The following is a 26,100-nucleotide window of genomic DNA, read 5'->3' on the forward strand; positions in this document are numbered from 1 at the left end:
GTTTCGATGCGATATCTCACCGACATCTTTCATTCAGACATTCATGACGGCTCATCCATGGCACGCGAAAAATACTACCTCACGACGCCGATTTTCTATCCGAACGGCAAGCCGCATATCGGTCATGCCTACAATGTCATCGCCAGCGACACGCTGGCCCGCTTCCAGCGGCTCGATGGCAAGGACGTCTTCTTCGTCTCGGGAACCGACGAGCACGGCTTGAAGATGCAGCAGACGGCGGACGCCGAAGGCCTGACGCCGAAAGCGCTTGCCGATCGCAATTCGGCGATCTTCCGCTCGATGCTCGAAGCGACCGGCTGCTCTAACGACGTCTTCATCCGCACCACCGAGGAGCGCCACTACAAGGCCTGCCAGGCAATCTGGACGCGCATGGCGGAAAATGGCGACATTTACCTCGACCGCTATAGCGGCTGGTATTCGGTGCGGCAGGAAGCCTATTTCGACGAGGCCGAAACCAAGGTCGGCGACGACGGCGTACGCCGCGAACCGCTCGGCTCGCCCGTCGAATGGACCGAGGAAGAGAGCTATTTCTTCCGCCTTTCCGCCTATCAGGACAGGTTGCTCGCGCTCTACGAGAACAGTCCCGAATTTGTCGGACCGGCGGAGCGGCGCAACGAAATCATCAGCTTCGTCAAATCCGGGCTGAAGGATCTGTCGATCTCGCGCACCACGTTCAAATGGGGCGTGCCGGTGCCGGGCGACGACAAGCATGTGATGTACGTCTGGGTCGATGCGCTGACCAACTACATCACGGCTGCCGGTTATCCGGATGCGGCCGATGACAGATGGTCCTTCTGGCCGGCGAACGTCCACGTCATCGGCAAGGACATCGTCCGCTTCCATGCCGTCTACTGGCCGGCCTTCCTGCTGTCGGCAGGGATCGAACTGCCGAAGCGCGTATTCGCGCATGGCTTTCTATTCAACCGCGGCGAGAAGATGTCGAAGTCGGTCGGCAATGTCGTCGATCCGTTTGCGATGATCGAGCATTACGGTCTAGATCAGGTACGCTATTTCTTCATGCGCGAAGTGCCGTTCGGCCAGGACGGCAGCTACAGTCACGATGCCATCGTCAACCGCACCAATGCCGACCTCGCCAACGGCCTTGGCAATTTGGCGCAACGCTCTCTGTCGATGATCGCCAAGAACTGCGGCGGCATAGTGCCGAAACGCAGCGATCTGGCGGAGGCCGACAGGGCGATCCTCGACCAGGCGGTGGAGGCGCTTGCTACTGCACGCAAGGTGATGGCGGAGCAGGGCATCCACCTAGCGCTGGCGGCGATCTTCGGCGTTGTGGCGGAGGCCGATCGCTACTTCGCCTCGCAGGAACCCTGGGCGCTCGGAAAGACCGATCCGGCGCGCATGGAAACGGTGCTGTGGACGACCGCGGAAGTCGTCCGACGCGTGGCGCTGCTGTGCCAGCCCTTCATTCCGGGATCGGCCGCTAAGCTGCTCGACCTGCTGGCCGTACCGGCGGACGGCCGCGATTTCACGCATGTCCACGCGGACTATGCGCTGGTATCAGGGGTTGCTTTGCCCGCGCCAGAGGGCGTGTTTCCACGCTACGTCGAGCAGTCGGACGCGAACATCTGATGTTGGTCGACAGTCACTGCCATCTCGACTTTCCGGATTTCGCAGAGGAGCGGGCGGCCGTCGTCGCCCGCGCCTTGGCCGCTGGAATCGGTCGCATGGTGACGATCTCGACGCGTGTGAAGCGGTTCCAACAAGTTCTTGAGATCGCTGAATCTTTCGACGAAGTCTATTGCTCGGTCGGTACCCATCCGCACAATGCCGCCGAGGAGCTGGACGTGACTGTCGAGGAGCTTGTCCGGCTGTCCGCTCATCGCAAAGTGGTGGCGATCGGCGAGGCCGGGCTCGACTATTTCTACGATCATGCGCCGCGCGATGCGCAGGCGCAGGGCTTTCGCATCCATATCGCCGCCGCGCGTCAAACGGGCCTGCCGCTGGTCATCCATGCGCGCGATGCCGACAGCGACATGGCTGATATCCTCGAGGACGAAACAGGGAAGGGCGCCTTCCCCTTCATCCTGCACTGTTTTTCGTCCGGGCGTAGACTAGCCGAAGTCGGCGTGGCGCTCGGCGGGTACGTTTCCTTTTCCGGCATCCTGACCTTCAAGAATTCGGCCGAGCTGCGCGCCATCGCTGCCGACGTGCCACACGACCGACTGCTGGTCGAAACCGACGCGCCATATCTTACGCCGATACCCTTTCGCGGCAAGCGCAACGAGCCTGCCTATGTCGCGCATACGGCCAAGGTGCTGGCCGAAACGATCGGCGTCAGCGAGGCCGAAATCGCCGCTATCACCACCGACAATTTCTTCCGGCTGTTCAGCAAGATGCCGCGCCCAAACCCGCTGAGCTCCTGACGCATGAGCGACCGGCTGCGCCTCACCATTCTCGGCTGCGGCTCATCGCCGGGCACGCCGCGCATCACTGGGGACTGGGGCAATTGCGACCCAGCCAATCCGAGGAACCGGCGCATGCGCACCGCAGCGCTCGTCGAGCGGATCGCGGCGAACGGTGACAGAACCACAGTCGTCATCGACACCGGGCCGGATTTCCGCGAGCAGATGCTGCTGGCATCGGTCAGGCGTATCGATGCGGTCGTCTATACGCATCCGCATGCCGACCATATCCACGGCATCGACGATTTGCGTGGCTTTGTGCTCGAGCAGCGTCATCTGATCGATATCCACGCCGACCAGCCCACCATGCTGCGGTTAAGGGAAGCTTTCGGCTACTGTTTCGAAACACCGCTGGGCAGTTCCTATCCGCCCATCGTCGAGCCGCATATCATCGACCACGCCAGACCGGTCGTAATCGAAGGCGAGGGGGGTGCCCTCACCCTCGAGCCGCTGCCGCAGATCCACGGCGACATCATATCGCTTGGTTTTCGCATAGGCGGGCTCGCCTATTGCCCCGATGTCAGTGATTTCCCGGACGCCACCGCCGAACGGCTGCGGGATTTGGACGTGCTGGTCATCGACGCGCTGCAATACAGGACGCATCCGAGCCATCTGTCGCTCGGCCAGGCACTCGGCTGGATCGAAAAACTGGCGCCGAAAAAGGCCGTTCTGACGCACATGCATGTGCCGCTCGACTATGCCACGGTGATAGCCGAGACGCCGGCCGATGTCGAGCCGGCCTATGATGGCATGATGATAGAAATCCCTTTTGAACCATCATGATAGGTTCGGTTCTTCATGGCTGGCAGCATTGATCGTGTGACCAAGGCAGCGGCCGATGCCGGCCTCGACATCGTTTTGGTGTTCCAGGGGGAAACCAGCGGAAAGCTGTTTCTCTCCTGGTTTCCGGCTCCAATCAGCTGGATCTAGCCAAGGCTGCCGCACTGACCGGCGAGCCGCTGGAGCGCGCCGACCCCGCGGCAGATCCGCGACGAGACCGGCTTTGCCATCGGCGGCGTGGCGCCGATCGGTCATCTGATTGCGATCCCGGCGTTCGCCGACGAAACGCTGCTCAGTTTCGATCGCGTATGGGCAGCGGCCGGCGCCCACGACGCCGTGTTTGCCGCCGAGCCAAACGCAATAGTCAAGGCAGCGCAGGCTGTCGTAGCGGCGCTGAGCGCCTGAATCGAACGGGCCAGGCCTTATTCGGCAGCGATGGCGGCGGGCGCGGACGGCAGCATGATGTCGGATGCAGCCGGCGCGAACAACATCTTTACGAAGCTGCGGAAGGCGAGGATCTGGCGTTCGAGGACACGGGGATCGCCGAGCCCCCGCGACATGATGATACCGCCGTCGACCACACAGGAGAACATGATGGCCACGTCGTCGAGGTCCATGCCTTTGCGAACAGGATAAACGGCCGCGATCTCGTTCAGCGCATCGCGAAACCGCCCGTTCCAAGAGCGGACGGCGTCGGCGGCGATGTCGCGAACGGTGCGGTCGAAGAGGCGCTCCTGATAGGTGAACGTCGCGATCAGACAGCCGGGGTGGCCGTTCGGCAGGTCACCCATCAGCTCGGCAAGCAGCTTGAGCGTGATCAGGAACGACTGCAACGGATCATCGGACAATTGCCGGCCGCGGTGAAACACATCATCGAAGATGCGGTCGTTCTCCTCGACGTAGCGCAGCATCAAGGCGCGGGCGAGTTCGTTCTTGTCCTTGAAATGATAGAAGAAGCCGCTCTTGGTGATGCCGGCTTCGGCGATCACCTCCTCGATGGAAGTCGCGCCGAACCCCTTGGCGAGCACCGAGGCCTCGGCGATCTCCAGAATGCGTTCGCGCGTTTCCGCACCCTTGCGCATGACCGAATGCCCTCAAATTTACTGTACCGGCGGTATGGTTTTCACACACGCCAACGTCGGCACCGATAGCAATACGAGCGGCCCAGCGCGGCTATCCCTCTGTAACTGCTGCGGGTTCCGCTTCGGTGGAGTACCGGACCACAAGCCTTCTACCGCACCGGCGGCACGTGCTGCTAAAACTTGGCTATTCCGAACCGGCCGCCACCAGGGCGACACGGTGTCATCTTACCACTGGAGACACACATGGCCAAGTACCGCCAGAATCTGCCGCAACTCGCCAACAGAACATTCCTGAGCGATGGCGGCATGGAAACGACTCTCATCTTTCACGAAGGCCTCGACCTTCCGCACTTTGCTTCGTTCACGCTGATGGCAACGCCTGAAGGCCGGCAGAAGCTGAGGGAATATTACGTCCGTTATCTGACCATTGCGCGCAGAAGCGGGACCGGCTTCATCCTCGACACGCCGACGTGGCGAGCAAACCCAGATTGGGGAACCTTGCTCGGCTACGGGCCGGAAGCGCTACGCGCCGTCAACGAGGCCTCGATCGAGCTTCTTCTCGACCTGCGCAAGGAGTTCGAGACCGCCGAAACGCCCTGCGTCATCAGCGGCGCGATCGGACCGCGCGGCGACGGCTACAAAGCCGGCAAGATGGACGCCAACGAGGCAGAAGCCTATCACGCGGCGCAGATCGAGAGTTTCGCGCGGACCGAAGCCGATATGGTGGCGGCCTATACGCTCACCAATTTCAAAGAGGCAATCGGCGTGGCGCGGGCGGCCAAAGCGCATGCCATGCCCTGCATGATCTCGTTCACCGTGGAGACGGACGGAAAGCTGGTGACCGGCATGGCCCTCGGCGAGGCGATCGACAGGGTCGACGACGCGACAGACGGTGCGCCGGCTTACTATATGATCAACTGCGCCCATCCGACGCATTTTATCCAGGCGCTGAAAAAGGGCGAGCGCTGGCTAGACCGCGTCTATGGAGTGAAGGCGAATGCTTCGGCCAAAAGCCATGCCGAACTGGACGAATCGGAAACGCTCGACGCGGGCGATCCGGACGATCTCGGGCGGCGCTACAGCAGGCTGACAGCTTCGTTTCCGACGATGCGCATCCTGGGCGGCTGCTGCGGCACCGACCACCGGCACATCGCGGCGATCTGTGAGGCCTGCGTGCCGCAGGCGGCGTAGGACCTGTGTGCGTCCCAGGAGACGAAACGCTACCGACCGCAGTTCCGCTGGTTCCAAGGGAAACAAGGAACTGCGGTTGGGCCGAAAAGCAACGCAATAAAAATGCATCTCAGTTCCATAATCTATCTTATGCGACTTTCAGATGGGGTGGAAATCTCCGCGTGAACCGACGAAAGCCTCTCTGATTTTTGCGTCGATTGGCTTAGCGTAGGATTTCGCCCCTACCGCAAGCGACCCGATCCTGCACCCCTCAATACCGAAATTTCAGCTGAACCATCATCAAGCCCATCCAGAGATGACCCCTTCGCCTCCTTTCCTCGGCTTTCCCGATCGCCTCGCCAATGGCCACATGCCCCGTGCGGTGATCTTCGGAGCCGGTCACGGCAGCACCTATCCCGGCAAGGACAGCAGCGGCTATGCCTTGGCAGCCGATGCCATCCGCGCTGCGAGCCAGGTCGATGCCGAGCTCGTCGAGCACTGGGATTTCGATCTCGGCGGCCCGCTGTTCGACGGCAAGCCGATCTGCTGCATCGACGACGGCGACATCCCGACCGCCATGCATGACAATCCCGGCAACCGAGCCCGGATTGAGGCGAAGACGCGCGAGATCCTGGCATTGCCGGCCGTACCGATCCTGCTCGGCGGCGACGATTCTGTGCCCATTCCCTTCCTCGCCGGCTTTGCGGATCACGGGCCGGTCTGGATTCTGCAGATCGACGCTCACATCGACTGGCGCGACGAGTTGCACGGCGAACGCTACGGCTATTCCAACCCGATGCGCCGGGCGAGCGAGATGCCGCATGTCGCCGGCATCGTGCAGGTCGGCACCCGTGGCGTCGGCAGCGCACGCCTCAGCGAAATCGAAGCGGCGCGGCACTATGGCAGCCGCTTCGTGACCGCTCGCGAAGTTCACGCCCACGGTGTCGAAGCCGCTCTCCGGCATATTCCGGAAGGAGCGCGGGTCGTCGTCACCCTCGACTGCGACGGCCTCGATCCCGGCATCATGCCGGGTGTGGCGGCGCGTACGCCCGGCGGCCTCACCTACACGCAGGTGATTGATCTGATCGCGGGCCTCGGCAAGCGGGCCAGGATCGCCGGATTCGACCTTGTCGAGCTCTATCCTCCGGCCGATATTGACGTCTTGTCGGCCCTGACCGCCGCGCGCCTTCTCGTCAATGTGATCGGCACCATCGTTCGGCAGGGTTGAAACATCGCCCCGACCGTCTGCGCAACCCAATCCAGCTGACGCGGGTCGGGCGCTTCTGTCGGCGCAAGGAAGGCTCGCCACCGCAATCCTGGCCAGCTTACCGGATAGGCCGGGCGGCCTATACCCCGTCAGACCGCCCTCCGCGCTCGTGTCAAAATTCAATATCGCCAAAGTCGGCGCCGCCATCGGAGCCGGCGTCGCCTGCCTGGTCGGCATCGGCTTCGTCTGGCTGTGATGCCGCCGGCTCGGTTGCCTGCGCTTCGCTTCCGCCAAACATGCCGGCGATGGCGTTGCCGAGAAGCACGCCCCCGGCCACGCCCATCGCAGTCTGCGCGGCTCCGGCGAGGAAACCGCCGCCTGCCCTCTGCCGATCATTGCCCGAAAGCGGTTCCTGCGGCGCAGCGGCAGTGCTACGCCCGACCCGCGGGACCGAACCCGAGCGCCTGGCGCCGCTGCCGCCAAAGAGGCCGCCAAGCAATCCGCCGCCGGTAGACTGCTGTGCCTGTTGTTCCAGTTCTTCGATGCGGGACTGCGCCGCGTTCAGAGCCTGCTCCTGCACAACGATCGTCTGCGCCATGTAGTATGGCGCGCCGGGCTGCCGGGCAATCTGATCGTTGATGAAGCGTTCCGCTTCGGCATCGCGCGGCGGCGCCTGCCGCTCGACATTCTCAAGTTTCTCGAAAAGAGTCCCGATCGCCTGCTGGTCGTTCCTGTCCATGGGAAGCAACTCCGGTTATCCAGGCGCGCCGCGTCCAAGATTTTTCGCGACGCGCTTTAAGTCTCTGTTTTATGCATGCCGCTGCTCCAAACCGCTGCCGCGACATGCATTGATTTGACCGGTTATTCGCGCTCGCCGGTGAAGTTCAGCAGCAGCTGAAAGATGTTGATGAAGTTCAGATAGAGCGAGAATGCACCGAAGACGGCGAGCTTCTGCTGCGATTCCGCGCCGAAGTTTTCCGCAAACTGCTCCTTGATCGTCTGCGTATCCCAGGCGGTGAGACCGATAAAGACGGCGATGCCGATCACCGAGATGGCGAACTGGAGCGCAGTCGAGCCGAGGAAGATGTTGACGATGCTGGCAATCACTACGCCGATCAGGCCCATGATCAGGAAGGACGAGAACTGGGTCAGGTCGCGTTTGGTCGTGTAGCCGTAAAGGCTGGTCGCGCCGAACATCGTGGCGGCGATGAAGAAGGTGCGCGCGATGCTGGTCCCGGTGAAGACCAGGAACACGGACGCCAGAGACAGGCCCATGACCGCACAGAATGCCCAGAACATCGCCTGAGCGCCGGCCGCCGACATCGTCTGTATCCGGAACGAGAACAGCAGCACGAAGGCGAGCGGTGCCAGCATCACCACCCACTTCAACGGGCTGGAAAAGATCGGCACGTAGAGGGCTGGCGTGGAAGCCACCACGAAGGCGATCACGCCGGTAACGACGAGGCCAACGCCCATGTAGTTGTAGACGCGCAGCATGTGCTGGCGCAGGCCTTCGTCATAGACGGCGCCGGTTTGGGCTCCGACGCCGGTGCGGTATCCTAGATTGGGGGTGTTCATGCCGGTTCTCCTTTGTGAGCGTCAGTAAAGCGTGTTGGCGAGCGTTTCTGCGGTGCGATCGAGATCGCGGACACCGCTTCGGGCGACGACTGCGTAAGCAACTTCGCCGATCTGGAAATAGGCCGAGGAAATTTCGCCAGAGGGGGCGACGGTCGGCTGGACCACGTCGAATGTTCCGGGCCTGATCGCGAACAGTGAGACCAGCCCCAGGTCCCTTGTTTCGACAGCCATCTCGACGCTCGGGCCGAACTGCGACGGATAGATCTGCACGTCACGGACCTTCCAGCCCTTGGGCAGCGACGGCATGACGATCGCCGTGGCGGCGCGGATTTCGTCCGCATCGTAATTCGGCGCTTCGGGCTGGGATGACATGGCCTCGCGCATGATCGTCGTCCTGTGGGCCCGGATCGCCTCCTCCAGATAGACAGGCGGCTGGGTCGAGGCGACGACTTTCGTCACCGATATCGGCCCGACGATCCCGTTCGCCAACCAGCCCGCGGCCACCAAGACTGCGACCGCCGCAGCCCGCTGCAACGTGCGTAAGGCGCGACCCCGGGCCAACCCCCGCTCCAGCCGCCGTGCCGCATCGGCCGTTGCCGGCCGCGCCATGCCCCTGGATCCAGCAAGCGCTACGCGCAGTTCGTCGCGCGTCCTGAGGTCGGACATCACGCGAGCGGCCGCCTCCGGACGGGCGGAAAGAAACGCCTCGACCTCGATGCGGCGGGCAACGTCCAGCTGGTCGTCGACATAGGCGTCAAGGTCGGCATCGGTCACCGGGTCGCGCAGTTCGCTCATCACAGACATCACGGGCCTCCCACGATCTTGAGGTGGCTTTTCGCACGTGCCGGCAATTTGTCCTCCATTTCGCGGAGCGTCGCGCGCGCCCTGCCGATGCGCGACATCAGCGTTCCCAGCGGCACGCCGCTGGCCTCGGCCGCCTGGCTGTAGGTAAGTCCCTCGATGGCGACGAGATGCAGCGCCGAACGCTGCTCATCCGGCAATTTGAAAAAAGCTTCGCGCACCTGTGCCAGCCGGACGGAATGCTCCTGGGGAGCCTGCACGCTGGCGTCGACAAGATATCCGGCCTGCTCGACGCGCGCCGCTTCGGACTTGCGGGACCGCAAACCGTCAATGAAAGCATTGTGGACGATCGACAGCAGCCATGCGCGCAGGTTCCCGCCGGAGCGGAATGTGCCGCGCCGCTCATAGGCACGCACCAGCGCGTCATGCACCAGATCCTCCGCTTCGGCGCTGTCGCGCGTCAGCGAACGCGCGTAGCGCCGCAGGGAACCAAGCTGGCCTATGATATCGAAGCGTGGCATCGACCCTCTCATGTCCTGTTTACGGAGCACGGCAGGTTTTTAATCCCGCTCTTTGAGTTTTTTACGATCCGGGAAGGTCTGGCATCACCGGTACAATGCCACCATCGCGCGTACGGCTTCTTTGTCCGCAAACGAGCAGCCCTCCTCTCAGCCGCCACAATTCGCCGCGCGGTTTTTAGCACCCCGGGGATTTCGATGTTTATAGCTGAATTAATTTGTGACACGGAAAATCGCGAAGGTGTCATCTTTTTCGGGGCACCTACGAGTTATAGGCAGGAAACATTCACCGCCGAATCCTCCCTTCGCCGACGGCCCCTATGGGCCCCGCTTTGTTCAACGAATTATCGACCGACATGACAAACAATGTGCCAACCCAGCGGGATACCCGCATCGATGTCTTCCGCGCGCTAGCGCTACTGACGATCTTCGTCAACCATGTCCCGGGGACGATCTTCGAGTATTTCACGCACAAGAATTTCGGCTTTTCCGATTCGGCCGAAGCCTTCGTGCTGATTTCGGGGATTGCCGTTGGGCTCGCCTACGGACTGAAGTTTCAGCCGGGGAACCGTTTGCTCATCACCCTGAAAGCCTGGCGGCGTGCCGGTGTCCTATATGTCACCCACGTCATGACCACTGTCGCGACGCTGGCGATCTTCTCGGCGGCTGCATTGCATTTCTCGCGGCCCGATCTTTTGAAGCTGATCAACATCCAGATGATCATCGAGGACACGCCGGAAGCGCTGCTCGGCATCGCCGCGCTCGGGCATCAGATCGGCTACAACAACATTCTTTCCATGTATGCCGTCGTACTTCTGATGATGCCGCTTTTCCTGTGGATCGGCACGTTCAGCCTGCGCCTGATGCTCGCTGCGTCCGCTCTCCTCTGGCTCATCGTCGGCATTTTCCAGATCGCGCCTTCGAATTTTCCCGGCGACGGCTTCTGGTTCCTGAACCCGCTCTCTTGGCAGTTTCTTTTCGTCATCGGGATCGCCGGCATGCTGCATGTCAAGCGCGGCGGCGAAATCCGCTTCAACTGGATGATGGCGAGCGCGGCCGTCGGATATCTGATCGGCGCGCTGATTTGGGTGCGGCTGCCGCTGTGGGGCATCGAGACGGCCTCCGGCCTGCCTACCGTGCTGACCGGCTTCGACAAGACATTCCTATCGCTGTCACGCCTCATGCACATTCTGGCGATCGCCTATCTGATCGTGGCGATCCCGGCGCTTTCCAACCTGGCGAAGACGAGGCCCGGACACCCGCTCGCGGTTCTCGGCAAGCATTCGCTGCCGGTCTTCATCGCCGGAACGATCCTCGCCATGATCGCGCAGGTCATGAAGGTCGTCAGCCCGGGCGGGCTCCTTTACGACGCAGTCCTGATCTCGACAGGCATCGCGCTGCAGTTCGGCTTCGCCTATTACCTCGAATGGCTGCAGCGGATCGGTTGCGGCGGCAAGAAGCAGCAACCTGTCGCCGCCTTGCCGTCTGCTGCCCTCAAGCTGGCGTCATAGAACGGCGTCGACGAGCCGTGCCGTCAAGGCTTTCGCCGCGTGCGAGCCTTTCCTCAAGGCATGCTATGAATTTCTGCGTTCTGTCTCCTGGTTTGGCGGTTTTCAGCCTAGTGCAAATGAAACCGCTGGCGCAGCACGGCTGATTTGCGTATCACTCCGCCGCCACCGGAACCGCGCCGATGTTTGAAGACCTCCAGCCTGCCCCAGCCGACAAGATCCTTGCCTTGATCGGCCTCTATCGCGCCGATCCCCGCCCCGGCAAGGTCGACCTCGGCGTCGGCGTCTACAAGGATCGCGATGGCAAAACGCCGGTGATGCGCGCCGTGCGCGAAGCCGAAAAACGGTTGCTGCATAGCCAGGATACCAAGACCTATCTCGGCCTTGCTGGCGATACCGGCTTCAACACAGCGATGGCGAAGCTGGTCTTTGGCCCTGCGGCCGAGTTTTCGCGCATCCGCGCGGCTCAGGCACCCGGCGGCTCCGGCGCGCTACGGCTGGTGGCCGAACTGCTCAAGAGGACGCGATCCGACGCGACGATCTGGCTGTCGGACCCGACATGGCCGAACCACATGCCGGTGGTGCGCGCCGCCGGCCTGCAGATACGCGAATATCCCTACTTCGATGCCGCCTCAGGTGCTGTTCGCTTCGCGGACATGATGAGTGCGCTGGCGACCGCCAAGAGCGGCGACGTGGTGCTGCTGCATGGTTGCTGCCACAATCCGACAGGCGCCAATCTGGATACCGCGCAGTGGGCTGAAACAGCCAACCTTGTGGTCGAGCGCGGCCTGCTGCCCTTTGTCGACATTGCCTATCAGGGTTTTGGTGAGGGCCTCGACGCCGACGCCGTCGGCTTGCGCCTGCTGGCGGCAAAAGTTCCGGAAATGGTCGTTGCCTCGAGCTGCTCCAAGAATTTCGCGGTCTACCGCGACCGCGTCGGCGCGGCGATGATCCTGGCCAAAGACAGCGCGCAGGCGGATGTGGCAATGAGCCAGATGCTGTCGGCGGCGCGCGCCATGTACTCGATGCCGCCGGACCATGGCGCTGCCGCGGTGCGCATCGTGCTTGAAGACGCCGCGCTGCGCGCCGACTGGGAAGCGGAGCTCGAGGAGATGCGCCTACGTATGCTGCGGCTTCGGGTGCAGTTCGCCGAAGCGCTCCGGCGGCAGTCCAATTCCGATCGCTTCGATTTCGTCGCCAGCCATCGCGGCATGTTTTCCCGGCTTGGCCTGTCCGAAGCGCAGGTCGAGCGGCTGCGCGCCGAGCACGGCGTCTATATGGTCGGCGACAGCCGCATCAACGTCGCCGGCCTGCCGGAGGACGGCATGGACGCGCTCGCCAAGGCGATTGTCTCAGTGCTCGATTGAGCCGACCGTCGCTACGCAACTGTGGAGAATGCGCCCTTGCCGGCTGACAGCGTTTGCCGAGTGATCGGTGCACGATAGCATTCGACAGATGAAACCCTCGAAAGACATTTCCCGGCTGATCGAAATCATGGCGGCGCTGCGGGCGCCGGAAACCGGCTGCCCGTGGGATATCGAGCAGGATTTCTCGACCATCGCGCCCTACACGATCGAGGAAGCCTACGAGGTGGCGGACGCGATCGCGCGCGGCGACCTGGACGATCTGCGCGACGAGCTCGGCGACCTCCTTCTGCAGGTCGTCTACCATGCGCAGATGGCCGAGGAGGCCGGTGAATTCGCCTTTGGCGACGTGGTCCAGGCCATCACCACAAAAATGATCCGCCGCCATCCGCATGTCTTCGGCGACGAGAAGGCGCGCAGCGCCGGCATGGCCAAGGGCATGTGGGAGAAGATCAAGGCCGAGGAAAAAGCGGAAAAGCGAAACGCCCGCCTCACCCGCGGGCACGATCCTGAGGATCATGGCAACGGTTTTCTTGACAGCGTACCGGTCGCCCTGCCCGCTTTGACCCGGGCGCTCAAGCTGCAGGAAAAAGCGGCCCGCGTCGGCTTCGACTGGAGCGAGGCCACGCCGATCCTCGACAAGATCGAGGAAGAGATCGGCGAGTTGCGCCAGGCCCTTGCGAAGGGCGATACGGCTTCGATCAAGGACGAGTTCGGCGACATGCTGTTTGCCGTCGTGAATCTCGGGCGTCATCTCAAGGTTGATTCCGAAGCGGCGCTCAGCGGCACCAACGAGAAATTCCGGTCGCGGTTCCACTATGTCGAGCAAGCGCTGGAAGCGTCCGGAAACACGCTGGAAAAGGCGACGCTCGACGAGATGGAGGCGCTTTGGCAGCAAGCCAAGAGCGCGAAGTAACAGCGATTACCCGTTGTTTTTACGGCGTAATCTGCTTTCTATCTCTTCATGCGCGCTTTGCGTCGCCTTGAGCGCGACGGTCACGCCGCCGTCTTCATTGTCGGTGCGCGAGACGACGTCGCCATTGCGGTAGAGCCAGTCGACGAGCCCGAGCTGGTTAGCCTTGAGCGTGACAGTCAGCGTTTCCAGTTCGCCTGAAACTCTTGTCTCGATGATCGCCTTCAGCACATCGATGCCCTCGCCGGTGGCGGCCGATATGGCAATCGGCGGCGTCTTGTTGCCATCGGCGCCATCGGCAAGAAGCCGAGCCCTGTTGCCTTCGTCGAGCAGGTCGATCTTGTTCCACACTTCGATGACGCGCTTGCTGTCGCCGGCATCGACACCGAGATCGGCAAGGATGCGCTCAACATCCTCGACCTGGGCGGCGGTGTCGGGGTCCGAAATATCGCGCAGATGGAGGACGAGATCGGCCTCGACCACTTCTTCCAGGGTGGCCCGGAAGGCTGCGATCAGATGCGTCGGCAGGTCCGAAATGAAACCGACCGTGTCCGAAAGGATGACAGGCGTGCCGTGCGGCAGTCGCACCCGACGCAGTGTCGGGTCGAGCGTGGCAAACAGCATGTCCTCGGCCAGCACCCCTGCTCCGGTCAGCCTGTTGAACAGCGTCGACTTGCCGGCGTTGGTATAGCCGACGATCGCCACCACCGGGAAAGGCACCTTCTTGCGCTTGGCGCGGTGCAGGTCGCGGGTGCGCCGCACTGTTTCCAGCTCGTGTTTCAGTTTCTTGATCTTATCCTGCAGGGCACGGCGATCCGATTCGATCTGCGTTTCGCCAGGGCCGCCGAGAAACCCGGCGCCGCCGCGCTGGCGCTCGAGGTGGGTCCAGCTTCGCACGAGCCGGCCCTTCTGATAGTTGAGGTGCGCGAGATCGACCTGCAGCGTGCCTTCCTTGGTGCGCGCACGCTCGCCGAAAATCTCCAGGATCAGCCCGGTGCGGTCCAGCACCTTGGCGTTTAATTCCTTTTCCAGGTTACGCTGCTGCACCGGCGTCAGCGGATGGTCGACAATGACCAGTTCGGCATGGCCCTGTTTGACGATCTCGGCGAACTCCGCAACCTTGCCGCTGCCGAGCAAGGTCGCCGGGCGCGGATCGTTGACGGTCACCACCGCGGTATGGATCGGGTCGAGGTCAATGGCTTGGGCAAGGCCAACCGCTTCGTCGTGGCGAGCTTCGGCGGACCGCGTCAGGCGCGGACGATTCGTCTCTTCGTCGCCGCGCGGCTGGCGGGTAAGCACGGGCACAATAACCACGGCCCGAGTCCGGCCTTCGGCTTCCGTCCCCGGCTGATGTGATGGTTTTTCGCGAACGCTGCGGTCCGCGTCTTTCTTACGTGCCAATCAGGCGCCCTGGCTTTCCTCACCATCGAACATCTGAACCGGCTGGCTCGGCATGATCGTGGAAATGGCGTGCTTGTAGACGAGCTGGGAATGGCCGTCTCGACGCAGCAGAACACAGAAATTGTCAAACGAAGTGACCACACCGGTCAGCTTCACGCCGTTGATGAGAAAGATGGTGAGTGGGTTTTTGCTTTTGCGAACTGAATTCAGGAACAGGTCCTGAAGATTTTGCGATCGTTCCGCCATTGTTCTTGTCTTTCGCCGATCCCCTTCGGTTTGCAAGCCAATGCGCCAAATTACCCGGCACGTGTCAAGCACGCAAACACCATCTTGCCGTCAATAACGACAAGCAGAACGAGATATATTGATGTTCATTCCACCTGTGCGGTTATCAGGCTGGACTTTTTTCCGCAACGTCAAAAAAGGCTTGCCGCAAGGAAAGTGTTATCGAGCCCGGATGGCCATTGGCGACGGGTGCACCGTCGATCGCCACGATTGGCATGGCGATCGTGGTCGCGGAGCTGATGAAAACCTCGCGCGCGGCCTTGGCCTCGGCGACCGAAAAGCCGCGCTCCTCGATTTTCAGGCCGAGCTTGGCGGCCACTTCAAACAGCGTGGTGCGGGTGATCCCGCGCAGGATGCCGTGCTCGGCCGGACGCGTGACCAGCACGCCATTCCTGGTGATAATCCAGGCGTTCGACGATCCACCTTCCTTGACGGTGCCGTCGGTATCGACGAACCATGCCTCCTGGGCGCCGGCTTCCTTGGCCTTCTGCTTGGCGAGCACATTTGGCAGCAGACCGACCGATTTGATATCGACCCGGTCCCAACGATTCTCCGGCACGGTGATAACCTTGATTCCGCTTTCGGCCCTCTTCGCGGCAGCAGCGGGGTCGGCTTTCCTGGCGGTCACCACCAGCGACGGCTTCGTGCCCGCCGCCGGGAAAATAAAGTCACGGCTGGCGACGCCACGCGTCACCTGGAGATAGACCAGGCCATCGGTGACATGGTTGCGGCGGACCACCTCGCGCAAAATAATCGGCAACACGCCCGGCGTGACCGGCCAGTCGATCGACAATTCGGTCAGCGAGCGGTTCAGCCGTCCGAGATGTCGAGGCATATCGACGATGAAGCCGCGCGCCACCTCGCAGACCTCGTAGACGCCATCGGCGAACTGATAGCCACGGTCCTCAATATGCACGAAAGCGTCGGCGTGAGCGACATAGCGCCCGTTCACATAGGCAATGCGCGGCATGAGGTCACCCCTGGAGAAGTCAGCGCATGACCCCGAAAATCGGAATCGATTTTCCGGGTCATGCGCAAAAATCAAAAATGCTACAGCGTCCTTTGCCCGTGCCAAAAGACGCGCGGCGCTTTCTTATGCGATTCCACCGGCGCCGTAACCGATAATTGCGTAGGCCACCATTGGATTGGCTATTAGACGCCCAGCGACTTCAGCTTGCGATGAAGCGCCGAGCGCTCCATGCCGATGAACTCGGCCGTCTTCGAGATGTTGCCGCCAAAACGGTTGATCTGGGCGATCAGATAGTCCTTCTCGAACTGTTCGCGCGCTTCACGCAACGGCAGCGCCATGATGTGCTGATCGGACTGGTTGGGCGTGCGCGGCATGACATCGCCGATCTCGGCAGGCAAGAGATCGGCGGTGATCGGTGCATCGATATCATCGCCGCGCGCCAGGATCATCAGTCGCTCGACGTTGTTGCGCAACTGGCGGACGTTGCCTGGCCAGTTGTGCGCCTGCAGTACCGCCAGCGCGTCGTCGCCGATGCGCCGCGGCCGGATGCCGGCCTGGCGGGCGATCTGCTTCATGAAATTGTCGACAAGATAGGGGATGTCCTCCCGCCGCTCGGCCAATCCCGGCACCATGACCGGAACCACCGCCAGCCGATGATAGAGATCCTCCCGGAAACGACCGTCGGCGATCATCGCCTCCAGGTTCTGCGAGGTCGACGAGATGATACGGACATCGACCTTGACCCGTTTGGTCCCCCCTACCCGCTCGAACTGCTGTTCGACCAGCACGCGCAGGATCTTGTTTTGCGTTTCGCGCGGCATGTCGGCCACTTCGTCGATGTAGAGAATGCCGCGATGGGCTTCCTCAAGCGCGCCGACCTTGCGTTCGACACCGTTTGATTCGGTGCCGAACAGCTCGACCTCCATGCGTTCGGGCGTGATGTTGGCAGCGCTCAGCGTGACAAATGGTGCGCTCTTGCGCGCCGACAGCGTGTGGATGGCGCGCGCCGCGAGTTCCTTGCCCGAGCCGGACGGGCCGATGATCATGACGCGGCTGTTGGTCGGCGCGACGCGCTCGATGGTCTGGCGCAGTTGGCTCATCGCCGACGACATGCCGATCAGGTCGAAGGTTTCGCCGCTGCGCAGCTTGAGATCCGAAACCTCGCGTCTTAGTTTCGAGGTTTCAATTGCACGTTCGGCGATGAGGATCAGCCTGTCGGCCTTGAACGGTTTTTCGATGAAGTCATAGGCGCCGCGGCGGATGGCCGAGACCGCCGTCTCGATGTTGCCGTGGCCCGAGATCATCACCACAGGCAGGCTCGGGTGCATTGTCTTGATCTCGTCCAGCAGCGCCAGTCCGTCCAGACGTGAGCCTTGCAGCCAGATATCGAGGAAAATCAGCCTCGGCGCCCGGTCGGCGATTGCCGCCAGGGCGCTGTCGGCATCGAATGCCGTGCGGGTTTCGTGACCTTCGTCGCTCAGGATACCGGCGACAAGTTCGCGGATGTCTTCCTCGTCATCGACGATGAGAATGTCAGACGCCATTACCGACCTTTTCAGTTTCTCTTTCGTGTTCCGTCTTGCCTTCGCCGAGCGACGGCACAGTGGCGGCAAGCGGCAGGATGATGCTGATCATCGCGCCTCGCCCGCCGTGGAAGTCCGCCGGCGCGTCATGCAGTTCGAGCCGGCCGCCATGGTCCTCCACTATCTTCTTGACGATAGCGAGGCCAAGCCCCGTGCCCTTCTCGCGTGTCGTCATGTAAGGCTCGAGCAATCGCTGGCGATTCTCGCGCGGCAAGCCCTTGCCGTTGTCGATGACGTCGATGCGAATCGCACCATTCTGGCGCCCGGCTTGAATCCGAATTATGCCGTGCGAGCGGTCCTTTTGATCAAGTCCGTCAATCGCCTCGGCCGCGTTCTTGATGACATTGCCAAAAGCCTGCGCCATCAGGCGGCTGTCGAAAGTGCCTTTGAGCGGTTCGTTGCCGAACACGCGCTCGAAGGTGATATCGGAGCGGCTCACTTCGACGAGGAATGAGGCTTCGCGCAACGATTCGCGCAAATCGAGGGCCTTCATTTCGGGCTTGGGCATGCGTGCGAAAGCGGAGAACTCGTCGACCATGCGGCCGATGTCCTCCACTTGCCTGATGATCGTGTCGGTACACTGATCGAAAACCTCGCGGTCTTCGGTGATGACCTTGCCGTAGCGGCGCTTGATGCGCTCGGCGGAAAGCTGGATCGGTGTCAGCGGGTTCTTGATCTCGTGGGCGATGCGCCGCGCCACATCCGCCCAGGCCGAGGAACGCTGGGCCTGGACCAGATCGGTGATGTCATCGACCGTCACGACATAGGATTTCTCCTCCGAACCATCGTCGTCGGCCTCGACCGTGATCTGCACGTTGAAGGTGCGCTCCGTGCCGGCGCGATAGAATGTCACCTGCTCGCGGTGGACAGGCTTGCCCGACTTGCGGCCGATCTCGAAGACGCGGCCGACATGCGGCAGCACGGCGGAGAGGTTTTGCCCGAGTGCGGCGGTGGCGGATATGGCCAGCATCGTTTCGGCCGAGCGGTTGACGATGGTGACGATGCCATACGGATCGACGCCGATGACGCCGGCGGTGACACCGGCAAGCACGGCTTCCGAAAAACGCCGCCGCTCGTCGATCAAATCCTTGGCGGACAGAATCTCGTTACGCTGCGATTTCAGTTCCAGCAGCATCTTGTTGAAGGTGTCGCCGAGCGAGGCGACGTCGCCGTCGGAGGGCCGAACCGGCACCGCAACGTCGAGATTGCCGGTCGCGACCTCGTCGGCTGCGCCGATGAGTTGGCGGATCGGCCGCACCAGGCGGTCGGCCACGGCAATGCCGGTCCAGATGGCGGACAGAATGATGATCAGCGTCAGCGACAGGTAGGGAAGTGCGAAGGCCACCTGAGAGGTGCGGCGATTGGCTTCCAGACCGCGATATTCGTCGGTGTTGGATCTGACAATCTGCCGCGCCTTGATCACCTCGGGATCGACGAGCCGGATGGTGTAGAGATAGAGCCCTTCGATCTCGCGCAGCTTAACGATTGCGCCCATGATGTTGCGCGTCTTCGGCTCGATCAGCACCGGCCTGCCGTCGGCGGCACTGCTCATGGCGCCTTCCGGCGGCTCCGGCATGGCAAAATCGGCGTCGGTCTTGGCGCTCATGACGAATGAACCGTCGGGCCTGACCAGTGCGGCATGGGCCAGCGAGCGTCCGACTGCTTCCTTGTTCATGAGATCGAGGAAGCCGGTTCGATCGAGGCCGTAGAGTGTGCGGGAGGCGTCGAGATCGTAAGCCATCGACAGGGTTGTCCCCTGGAGATTGCGCGCGTTCTCCTGCACATAGGCATCGGCGATCGACAGCGACGAATTGACGATTGTCTTGGTGCGGATCTCGAACCAGCGATCAAGACCGATATCGAGCGTGATCGAGGCGATGATCGCCACCATGATGGCGGGAATCGCGGCGACCAGCGCGAACATGGCGACGATCCGCACATGCAGCCGCGACGCCGCCTTGCCGCGCCGGCGCGCCATCAAAATGCGATGCACTTCGCGGCCGACCAGCGCGATCAGGAACAGGATGAACGCCGCATTGAGAGCGATAAGCGCCAGCGTCGTCCTCTCGTCCGGCGTGATCGGCGTAGCGCCGACGAGAATGGCAAAGGAGATCGCTGCCGTAACCAGCGCACCGGCAATTGCCACCACGCCCGGCAGCGCAAGCAGCCGGCGCCCGTCCCGTGTGCCAGGTTCGCTGAAAAGCGTTTCGCTCGGTGTCGGTGCCTGTGAAGCCATGTCGCCGTCTAGAGCCAGTGATTGCGTCGGATGTATGCAACGCATTGTGGCGATTATGCAACAAGTGTGACCTGGACGGAACTGTTTCGGCGATCGATCCCCCGAAAAGACTTCGCTCTGTCGCACCAGCCCGAAAAATCGGAATCGATTTTTTCGAAAAGCACGATGCGCAAGCTCAAAGTGTTAGTGCGAACTTTGCACGTCCGAACGGACGGATGTCGCTTTAAGCCTGCCTGGTCGATTTGTAGACGTTGACGCCGAGTTCGCGAATTTTCTTGCGCAGCGTGTTGCGGTTGAGCCCAAGGAGCTCCGCAGCCTTGATCTGGTTGCCGCGTGTTGCCGTCATCGAGGCCAGGACCAGCGGATATTCGACCTCGGAGAGAATACGCTGATAGAGGCCGGCGGGCGGCAAATCGCCGGCGAACGAAGCAAAATAGCGCTGCAGGAAATGTTCCACTGCCTGGCCGATGGAGAGATCGTCGGGAATGAGGTTGCCGCCACCAGGAACGACCGGCCTCTCGCCGGTCTTCAGTTCCGCCTCGATGACTTCGGCGGAAATCTCATCCTGCGAATAGAGCGCGGCCAGCCTGCGGACAAGATTTTCGAGCTCGCGCACGTTGCCTGGCCACGGATAGCGCTTCATCAGTTCGATGCCGCCTGTGGAAATGCGCTTGGTCTGCAGGCCTTCGCTGGCGCCGAGCTTGAAGAAGTGCCGGACGAGATCCGGAACGTCCTCGGACCGCTCGCGCAGCGCCGGCAGCCTTAGCGGGACGACATTCAGGCGATAGAACAGATCCTCGCGGAAAAGCCCCTGATTGATCAGCGTGCGCAGATCCTTGTTGGTGGCGGCGACGATGCGCACGTCGGTCTTGATCGGCGTACGGCCGCCGACGGTGGTGTATTCGCCCTGCTGCAGGACACGCAACAGGCGCGTTTGCGCTTCCATCGGCATGTCGCCGATCTCGTCGAGGAAGAGCGTGCCGCCTTCGGCCTGCTCGAAACGGCCGGTGGAGCGGTTCTGCGCGCCGGTGAAGGCGCCCTTCTCGTGCCCGAACAGTTCCGATTCGATCAGGTCGCGTGGAATTGCCGCCATGTTGATCGCGACGAACGGGCCGCCGCGGCGGCGGCCGTATTCGTGCAGCGCGCGCGCCACCAGTTCCTTGCCGGTGCCCGATTCGCCTGAAATCATCACCGTCAGGTCGGTCTGCATCATGCGCGCCAGCATCCGGTAGATATCCTGCATGGCGGCCGAGCGGCCGACCAGCGGCATCGTTTCCGGCGGCTCGTCCGCCCGCGCGTCGATCTTCGGCCGTCGGGGCTCGGAAAGCGCCCGGTTGACGATGTTGAGAAGCTCGGTCAGGTCGAACGGTTTCGGCAGATATTCGTAGGCGCCGGTCTCGGAGGCGCGAATCGCGGTCATGAACGTGTTCTGGGCACTCATGACGATGACGGGCAGTTCCGGCCGTGCCTTCTTGATGCGCGGCAGCATGTCGAAAGCGTTCTCGTCCGGCATGACCACGTCGGTGATGACGAGATCGCCCTCCCCCGCCGCCACCCAGCGCCACAGCGTCGAGGCGTTGGACGTCACGCGCACCTCATGGCCGACGCGCGAAAGCGCCTGATTGAGGACCGTGCGGATGGCCGCATCGTCGTCGGCGACGAGAATATTGCCGCGAACCGTCATTTGCGGTCTCCTTCGCCATCGTCGTCTGTGCCGAACGGCGTTTCTTTCCAGGCTGGCATCAGGATGCGGAAGGTGGTTGCGCGCGGCGTTGAATCGCATTCGATGATGCCGCCATGCTCGCCGACGATTTTCGCGACCAGCGCCAGACCAAGCCCCGACCCGTTAGGCTTGGTGGTGATGAAGGGATCAAACAGGATCGGCAGGATATCCTCGGAAACGCCAGAGCCGTTGTCGCGCACGCAGAATTCCAGCGGCAGCGACACGCGGCCCTGCGTTCCCGGAACGGAAACACGGATGCCCGGCCGGAACGCGGTCGACAGAGTGATCTCGCCTTGCGGATCGCCGCCAATGGCCTCGGCCGCATTCTTGACTAGGTTGAGGAACACCTGGATGAGCTGGTCGCGGTTGGCGAAAACCGGAGGCAATGAGGGATCATAATCCTCCAATATCTTGATCCGCTTGGCAAAACCGTTCTTGGCAATCGCCTTCACATGGTCGAGCACGACATGGATGTTGACCGGATAGCGGTCGATGGGCCGCTCGTCGGAAAACACCTCCATGCGATCGACCAGCGAGACGATGCGGTCGGTCTCGTCGGTGATCAGCCGGGTCAGCGCGCGGTCTTCGTCGGAAGCGGACAGTTCGAGCAGTTGGGCAGCACCCCGGATGCCGGATAGCGGGTTCTTGATCTCGTGGGCGAGCATCGCGGCAAGGCCGGTCACCGAGCGTGCCGCACCGCGATGCGTCATCTGCCGGTCGATCTTGTCGGCCATCGACCGTTCCTGAAACATCACCACGACAGAGCCCGGAAATTCCGACACCGGCGCGACATAGAGATCAACGACCTTCTCGATGCCGAGGCGCGGCGAGGATACGTCGACCCGGTATTCGTTGACGGGTGCCCGGCGCTCGCGCACCTGGTCGACAAGCGTCAGCAGTGGGCTGCCAAAGGGAATGAGCTTGGGTAATGTGTTGCGGGCGAGCATGGTCGCGCTCAAGCGGAAGAAATCTTCGGCATCGGCATTGGCGAAGGTGATGACCCCTTCAGCATCGACCATGATCACCGGGCGGCGGATGGTGTTGAGTACGATGTGGGCGGCGTCCGCCATATCCATGCTCTGTGCAACGGTGGCATTCATGCTGCGCTCCGCAGGTTCATCGCCTCGGCAGCGCGTGAAAACACCTCACGCAACGCGGCAAGGACGCGGACGGGCTCGAAGGAGGTGAGGATGGCCTTTCGCTGCTCATCAACGACGCCAACGGCGTGGCGGTCGAGATACCAGCCAAGATGCTTTCGCGCCTGGCGCACGCCGCTTTCGATGCCGTAGAGCGTTAGCATGTCCTCGTAGTGGGCAACGATGTAGTCGGCCAGCGCTGGCGGACTTTCGGGCCCGCCGAGCGTCGTCTCTTTTGCCGCGGCTGCCGCGATGCTGCCTGCCGTCCAGGGCGCGCCATAATGCGCGCGGCCGATCATCACCGCGTCGGCGCCCGACTGGTCGAGGATCATTGCTGCCTCCGCCGGCGAGCCCACATCGCCATTGGCGACGACCGGGATCGACACAGCCTGCTTTATGCGCGCGATGGCGCGCCAGTCCGCCTTGCCTTGGTAGAACTGGCAACGCGTGCGGCCATGCACCGTCACCATCTTGACGCCCGCCTGCTCGGCGCGGCGCGCCAGCAGCGGGGCGTTGAGCGCGCTTTCGTCCCAGCCGAGCCGCATCTTCACCGTGACCGGCACCTCGACGGCGCCGACCGCCGCCTCAATCAGCGACAAAGCATGATCGAGATCGCGCATCAGCGCCGAACCGGCATAGCCGCCCGTTACCTTCTTGGCCGGGCAGCCCATGTTGATGTCGATGATGTCGGCGCCCTCGCCCGCGGCTATACGGGCGCCCTCTGCCATATGCGCTGCCTCACGGCCGGCAAGCTGGACCATGTGCACCGGCAGCCCGGAATGGCGGATGCGCAGGCCGCAACCGGCTCTGCCCCTGGCAAGCTCGCCGCTCGCCACCATCTCCGACACCACCAATCCGGCGCCATGCGCATAGGCACGCTGCCGGAACGGCTCATCTGTTATGCCCGACATGGGCGCGAGAAAAGCGCGATTGCGGATTCTCACACTACCCACGTCCAGCGGCGAAGCCAATTTGGTCAGGTCAAGCATGCACAAAAACCAAGCATTTTTTATTGCTGCACATTCTCTAGCCAGAATGACAGCGATGTGCAACGCGCAATGACGTCACAATAAGGCGCATTTGGGAAAATGCTGGCCTTCGGCCCATACCCGCGCCCAAATCGCTATGCGTCCTTGGGGAAGCACGCCTTGGCACTTTGCATCTGCGCATGATTCTCTCAAAAGCGATTCCACTTTTCGGGTTCATGCGCTAAGCGTCTCGGCATGACAGATGCAAGCGAAGAGCAAGCTTTGGCTGCGGACGACAAGGTTGCCGTGGTTATTGTCGCCGCCGGCCGCGGCGCGCGCGCCGGTCAGGCCGACGGGCCGAAGCAATACCAAAGGATCGGTGGCCGTGCCGTCATCGCGCGCACATTGGACGTGTTTTTGACGCATCCGAGAATCGGTCCTGTCGTCGTGGCCATCCACGCCGAGGATAGCGTGCTTTTTCGCAGCGCCGCGGGGGCCAACGCCGATCGGGTCGTCACGGTGACCGGCGGCGCGTCCAGGCAGGACTCCGTTCGGCTCGGGCTGCTTGCGCTGAGAGGCCATGCGCCGCGCCAGGTTCTGATCCATGATGCCGTCCGCCCGTTCGTCGACGCGGAATTGATAGACCGTACGATCGCCGCCATCGGCGAGCGCCAGGGAGCGCTGCCTACCCTGCCCGTCGCCGACACGCTGAAACGTGAATCGGCTGCCGGCATGATCGGCGAGACGGTTTCCAGGAACGGGCTTCATGCCGCACAGACGCCGCAAGGCTTTCCGTTCTGGCCGATCCTGGCTGCCCACGAAAAGGCCCATCATCTAGGCAAGGCGGACTTCACCGACGATGCCGCGATTGCCGAATGGGCGCATATTCCGGTGAACATCGTTCCGGGCTCGCCGGATAATGTCAAACTCACCTGGGCAAGGGATATCTCGATGGCGGATCAGCGGCTTTCTGGCGAGCGGTCGCGCTTTCCGGACAGCCGCACCGGCAATGGCTATGACGTTCATTCCTTCGAGCCCGGCGATCATGTTGTCCTGTGCGGCGTCTCCATCCCGCACGACAAGAAACTGTCCGGCCATTCGGACGCCGATGTCGGCCTGCACGCATTGACCGACGCGCTGCTCGCCACCTGCGGCGCCGGTGACATCGGCACGCATTTCCCGCCGTCGGATCCGCAGTGGAAAGGCGTGGCCTCGCGGATCTTCGTCGAACATGCGGCAAAATTGGTGCGCACGCGTGGCGGGCGCATCGCCAATGCCGACATCACGCTGATCTGCGAGGCGCCGCGCGTCGGCCCACATCGCGAAGCAATGACCGAAACCCTTTCGGCAATGCTGGGAATTTCCGCAGACCGTGTCTCGATCAAGGCGACAACCAACGAAAAGCTCGGCTTTATCGGCCGCGAGGAAGGCATAGCCGCCATCGCGACCGCCAGTGTCGTGTTTCCAGGGGATGTCCCCGAATGAGCAACAGCGATCTCGCAGATGCCCTGCTTCGAGCCTGCCAGCAGCGCGGCATCATGCTGGCGACGGCCGAGAGCTGCACCGGCGGCATGATCATCGCCGCCCTTACCGACATCGCCGGCTCTTCCACGGTGGTCGATCGGGGTTTCGTCACCTATTCTAACGAGGCCAAGACTGAGATGCTCGGCGTTTCCGCCGCCACGCTTGAGGCGCACGGCGCGGTCTCGCGGGAAACGGCAATCGAGATGGCGGCCGGCGCCTTGGCCCATTCGCGCGCCGGACTCACCCTTGCGGTGACCGGCATCGCCGGTCCGGGCGGCGGCTCGGCGGAAAAGCCCGTCGGCCTGGTCTGGTTCGGTATCGCCTTGACTGGCCGGCCGGTCGTCAGCGAATGCCAGTTGTTCGCCGACAAAGGCCGCAATTTCATCCGCCAGGAGACGGTCAGGCATGCGCTTGAACTGGGCTTGCGCGCACTCGCCGCGGATCAGGCTGCCGGCGCTGCGCCATAGATGACGTCAGCGCGCTTCTCGAACGCCTCGGAAAACATGCGGAAGGCGCGATCGAACATCGCTCCCATCACCGCACCCAGGATACGGCTCTTGAATTCGTAGTCGATGAAGAAGCAGACATTGCAACCGCCGGCGGCCGACTCGAAGCGCCAGACATTGCTCAGATATTTGAACGGACCGTCGATGTATTTGACGTCGATGGCGTTCTCGTCAGGCTTTAGCAGCACCTGCGTGGTAAAAGTCTCGCGGATCGCCTTGTAGCCGATGCTCATGTCGGCGATGAGCAGTGTGCGGCCGTTGCGTTCCTTGCGCGAGCGAACCGTCAGCGCCTCGCAAAGCGGCAGGAATTGCGGGTAGGATTCGACATCGGCAACCAGAGCAAACATCTGCTCCGGCGTATGCGCAACGCGGCGATGGGCTTCGAATTGTGGCATGAAACCAG

At 62.3% G+C, this 26,100-nt stretch carries 25 protein-coding genes and 2 pseudogenes; 12 read left to right on the plus strand and 15 right to left on the minus strand.

All coding sequences use genetic code 11. The features are described from left to right. Positions 1 to 6: 6 nt before the first annotated feature. The 5 genes and pseudogenes from metG to NKH36_RS07845 form a co-directional block, all read left to right on the plus strand. On the plus strand, positions 7 to 1,611 hold the full coding sequence (metG, locus tag NKH36_RS07825; protein WP_352960670.1) for a methionine--tRNA ligase: 1,605 nt from the start codon (positions 7 to 9) through the stop codon (positions 1,609 to 1,611). Next, a complete protein-coding gene (locus tag NKH36_RS07830) occupies positions 1,611 to 2,405 on the plus strand; it encodes a TatD family hydrolase (protein ID WP_352960634.1) in 795 nt (264 codons plus the stop codon). The genes metG and NKH36_RS07830 overlap by 1 nt, the downstream gene beginning before the upstream one ends. Positions 2,406 to 2,408: 3 nt before the next feature. Continuing rightward, positions 2,409 to 3,227 (plus strand): MBL fold metallo-hydrolase, encoded by an 819-nt coding sequence (locus tag NKH36_RS07835; protein ID WP_352960632.1) that lies wholly within the window; start codon positions 2,409 to 2,411, stop codon positions 3,225 to 3,227. Between the two features lie 15 nt (positions 3,228 to 3,242). Beyond that, entirely contained in the window at positions 3,243 to 3,374 is a 132-nt protein-coding gene (locus NKH36_RS07840) for a hypothetical protein (protein WP_352960630.1), read from the plus strand. Positions 3,375 to 3,419: 45 nt separating this feature from the next. Next, positions 3,420 to 3,629 (plus strand): annotated as a pseudogene (locus NKH36_RS07845) (YbaK/EbsC family protein); the annotation flags it as partial. A gap of 17 nt (positions 3,630 to 3,646) precedes the next feature. Here NKH36_RS07845 and NKH36_RS07850 read toward each other — a convergent pair. Then, positions 3,647 to 4,306, minus strand: coding sequence for a TetR/AcrR family transcriptional regulator (locus tag NKH36_RS07850; RefSeq protein WP_352960626.1), 660 nt, complete (start codon positions 4,304 to 4,306; stop codon positions 3,647 to 3,649). 243 nt (positions 4,307 to 4,549) lie between these two features. Here NKH36_RS07850 and NKH36_RS07855 point away from each other — a divergent pair, with 243 nt between their 5' ends. Next, a complete protein-coding gene (locus tag NKH36_RS07855) occupies positions 4,550 to 5,497 on the plus strand; it encodes a homocysteine S-methyltransferase family protein (RefSeq protein ID WP_352960624.1) in 948 nt (315 codons plus the stop codon). Positions 5,498 to 5,792: 295 nt separating this feature from the next. Continuing rightward, a complete protein-coding gene (locus NKH36_RS07860) occupies positions 5,793 to 6,704 on the plus strand; it encodes an agmatinase (RefSeq protein ID WP_352961011.1) in 912 nt (303 codons plus the stop codon). A 151-nt stretch (positions 6,705 to 6,855) separates the two neighbouring features. Here the strand turns inward: NKH36_RS07860 and NKH36_RS07865 are convergent, their stop codons facing one another. From NKH36_RS07865 to NKH36_RS07880, 4 genes are all read right to left on the minus strand, one after another. Further along, positions 6,856 to 7,422: a DUF2076 domain-containing protein gene (locus NKH36_RS07865; protein WP_352960620.1), complete on the minus strand. Its 567-nt coding sequence runs from the start codon at positions 7,420 to 7,422 to the stop codon at positions 6,856 to 6,858. Between the two features lie 122 nt (positions 7,423 to 7,544). Continuing rightward, positions 7,545 to 8,261 (minus strand): Bax inhibitor-1/YccA family protein, encoded by a 717-nt coding sequence (locus NKH36_RS07870; RefSeq protein ID WP_029352369.1) that lies wholly within the window; start codon positions 8,259 to 8,261, stop codon positions 7,545 to 7,547. A gap of 21 nt (positions 8,262 to 8,282) precedes the next feature. Next, positions 8,283 to 9,056: an anti-sigma factor family protein gene (locus NKH36_RS07875; RefSeq protein WP_352960669.1), complete on the minus strand. Its 774-nt coding sequence runs from the start codon at positions 9,054 to 9,056 to the stop codon at positions 8,283 to 8,285. A gap of 8 nt (positions 9,057 to 9,064) precedes the next feature. Further along, positions 9,065 to 9,583, minus strand: a complete 519-nt coding sequence (locus NKH36_RS07880; RefSeq protein WP_352960617.1) for a sigma-70 family RNA polymerase sigma factor — start codon at positions 9,581 to 9,583, stop codon at positions 9,065 to 9,067. Positions 9,584 to 9,936: 353 nt separating this feature from the next. On the opposite strand from NKH36_RS07880, the gene NKH36_RS07885 reads away from it, so the two are divergent. Then, positions 9,937 to 11,091 (plus strand): OpgC family protein, encoded by a 1,155-nt coding sequence (locus tag NKH36_RS07885; RefSeq protein ID WP_352960615.1) that lies wholly within the window; start codon positions 9,937 to 9,939, stop codon positions 11,089 to 11,091. Positions 11,092 to 11,144: 53 nt separating this feature from the next. Here the strand turns inward: NKH36_RS07885 and NKH36_RS34805 are convergent. Continuing rightward, positions 11,145 to 11,198 (minus strand): annotated as a pseudogene (locus NKH36_RS34805) (polyketide synthase docking domain-containing protein); the annotation flags it as partial. Positions 11,199 to 11,270: 72 nt separating this feature from the next. Between NKH36_RS34805 and NKH36_RS07890 the strand changes: the two are divergent. Both NKH36_RS07890 and mazG read left to right on the plus strand, forming a co-directional pair. Beyond that, positions 11,271 to 12,455, plus strand: a complete 1,185-nt coding sequence (locus NKH36_RS07890) for an amino acid aminotransferase (RefSeq protein WP_352960613.1) — start codon at positions 11,271 to 11,273, stop codon at positions 12,453 to 12,455. 88 nt (positions 12,456 to 12,543) lie between these two features. Next, positions 12,544 to 13,368: a nucleoside triphosphate pyrophosphohydrolase gene (mazG, locus tag NKH36_RS07895; protein WP_352960611.1), complete on the plus strand. Its 825-nt coding sequence runs from the start codon at positions 12,544 to 12,546 to the stop codon at positions 13,366 to 13,368. A gap of 6 nt (positions 13,369 to 13,374) precedes the next feature. On the opposite strand, the gene hflX is transcribed toward mazG, so the two are convergent. The 8 genes from hflX to dusB all read right to left on the minus strand — a co-directional run bounded on the left by hflX (position 13,375) and on the right by dusB (position 23,688). Then, positions 13,375 to 14,766: a GTPase HflX gene (hflX, locus tag NKH36_RS07900; protein WP_352960609.1), complete on the minus strand. Its 1,392-nt coding sequence runs from the start codon at positions 14,764 to 14,766 to the stop codon at positions 13,375 to 13,377. Then, positions 14,767 to 15,012, minus strand: a complete 246-nt coding sequence (gene hfq, locus NKH36_RS07905) for an RNA chaperone Hfq (RefSeq protein WP_006202172.1) — start codon at positions 15,010 to 15,012, stop codon at positions 14,767 to 14,769. A gap of 145 nt (positions 15,013 to 15,157) precedes the next feature. Further along, positions 15,158 to 16,021 carry a D-amino-acid transaminase gene (locus NKH36_RS07910; RefSeq protein WP_352960607.1) on the minus strand — a complete coding sequence of 288 codons (864 nt, stop codon included), beginning with the start codon at positions 16,019 to 16,021 and terminating at the stop codon, positions 15,158 to 15,160. Between the two features lie 182 nt (positions 16,022 to 16,203). Then, positions 16,204 to 17,565, minus strand: a complete 1,362-nt coding sequence (ntrX, locus tag NKH36_RS07915; protein ID WP_123151463.1) for a nitrogen assimilation response regulator NtrX — start codon at positions 17,563 to 17,565, stop codon at positions 16,204 to 16,206. Beyond that, positions 17,555 to 19,840 (minus strand): sensor histidine kinase NtrY-like, encoded by a 2,286-nt coding sequence (locus NKH36_RS07920; protein ID WP_352960605.1) that lies wholly within the window; start codon positions 19,838 to 19,840, stop codon positions 17,555 to 17,557. The genes ntrX and NKH36_RS07920 overlap by 11 nt, the downstream gene beginning before the upstream one ends. Positions 19,841 to 20,063: 223 nt before the next feature. Continuing rightward, positions 20,064 to 21,524 carry a nitrogen regulation protein NR(I) gene (gene ntrC, locus NKH36_RS07925; protein WP_023799224.1) on the minus strand — a complete coding sequence of 487 codons (1,461 nt, stop codon included), beginning with the start codon at positions 21,522 to 21,524 and terminating at the stop codon, positions 20,064 to 20,066. Further along, positions 21,521 to 22,663 carry a two-component system sensor histidine kinase NtrB gene (locus NKH36_RS07930; RefSeq protein ID WP_352960603.1) on the minus strand — a complete coding sequence of 381 codons (1,143 nt, stop codon included), beginning with the start codon at positions 22,661 to 22,663 and terminating at the stop codon, positions 21,521 to 21,523. Before NKH36_RS07930 ends, ntrC begins: the two co-directional genes overlap by 4 nt. After that, positions 22,660 to 23,688 (minus strand): tRNA dihydrouridine synthase DusB, encoded by a 1,029-nt coding sequence (gene dusB, locus NKH36_RS07935; protein ID WP_352961016.1) that lies wholly within the window; start codon positions 23,686 to 23,688, stop codon positions 22,660 to 22,662. The genes NKH36_RS07930 and dusB overlap by 4 nt, the downstream gene beginning before the upstream one ends. Positions 23,689 to 23,922: 234 nt before the next feature. Between dusB and NKH36_RS07940 the strand changes: the two genes are divergently transcribed. Together NKH36_RS07940 and NKH36_RS07945 are read left to right on the plus strand one after the other, a co-directional pair. Next, positions 23,923 to 25,152, plus strand: a complete 1,230-nt coding sequence (locus NKH36_RS07940; protein WP_352960599.1) for a bifunctional 2-C-methyl-D-erythritol 4-phosphate cytidylyltransferase/2-C-methyl-D-erythritol 2,4-cyclodiphosphate synthase — start codon at positions 23,923 to 23,925, stop codon at positions 25,150 to 25,152. Continuing rightward, positions 25,149 to 25,658 carry a CinA family protein gene (locus tag NKH36_RS07945; protein WP_352960597.1) on the plus strand — a complete coding sequence of 170 codons (510 nt, stop codon included), beginning with the start codon at positions 25,149 to 25,151 and terminating at the stop codon, positions 25,656 to 25,658. Before NKH36_RS07940 ends, NKH36_RS07945 begins: the two co-directional genes overlap by 4 nt. Here the strand turns inward: NKH36_RS07945 and NKH36_RS07950 are convergent. Beyond that, the gene (locus NKH36_RS07950; RefSeq protein ID WP_352960595.1) at positions 25,634 to 26,092 is read right to left on the minus strand and encodes a type II toxin-antitoxin system RatA family toxin; all 459 of its coding nucleotides are present in this window, start codon (positions 26,090 to 26,092) and stop codon (positions 25,634 to 25,636) included. The genes NKH36_RS07945 and NKH36_RS07950 overlap by 25 nt on opposite strands. Positions 26,093 to 26,100 lie beyond the last annotated feature (8 nt).

The sequence above is a fragment of the Mesorhizobium sp. M1312 genome (assembly GCF_040318115.1).
Lineage (GTDB): Bacteria > Pseudomonadota > Alphaproteobacteria > Rhizobiales > Rhizobiaceae > Mesorhizobium.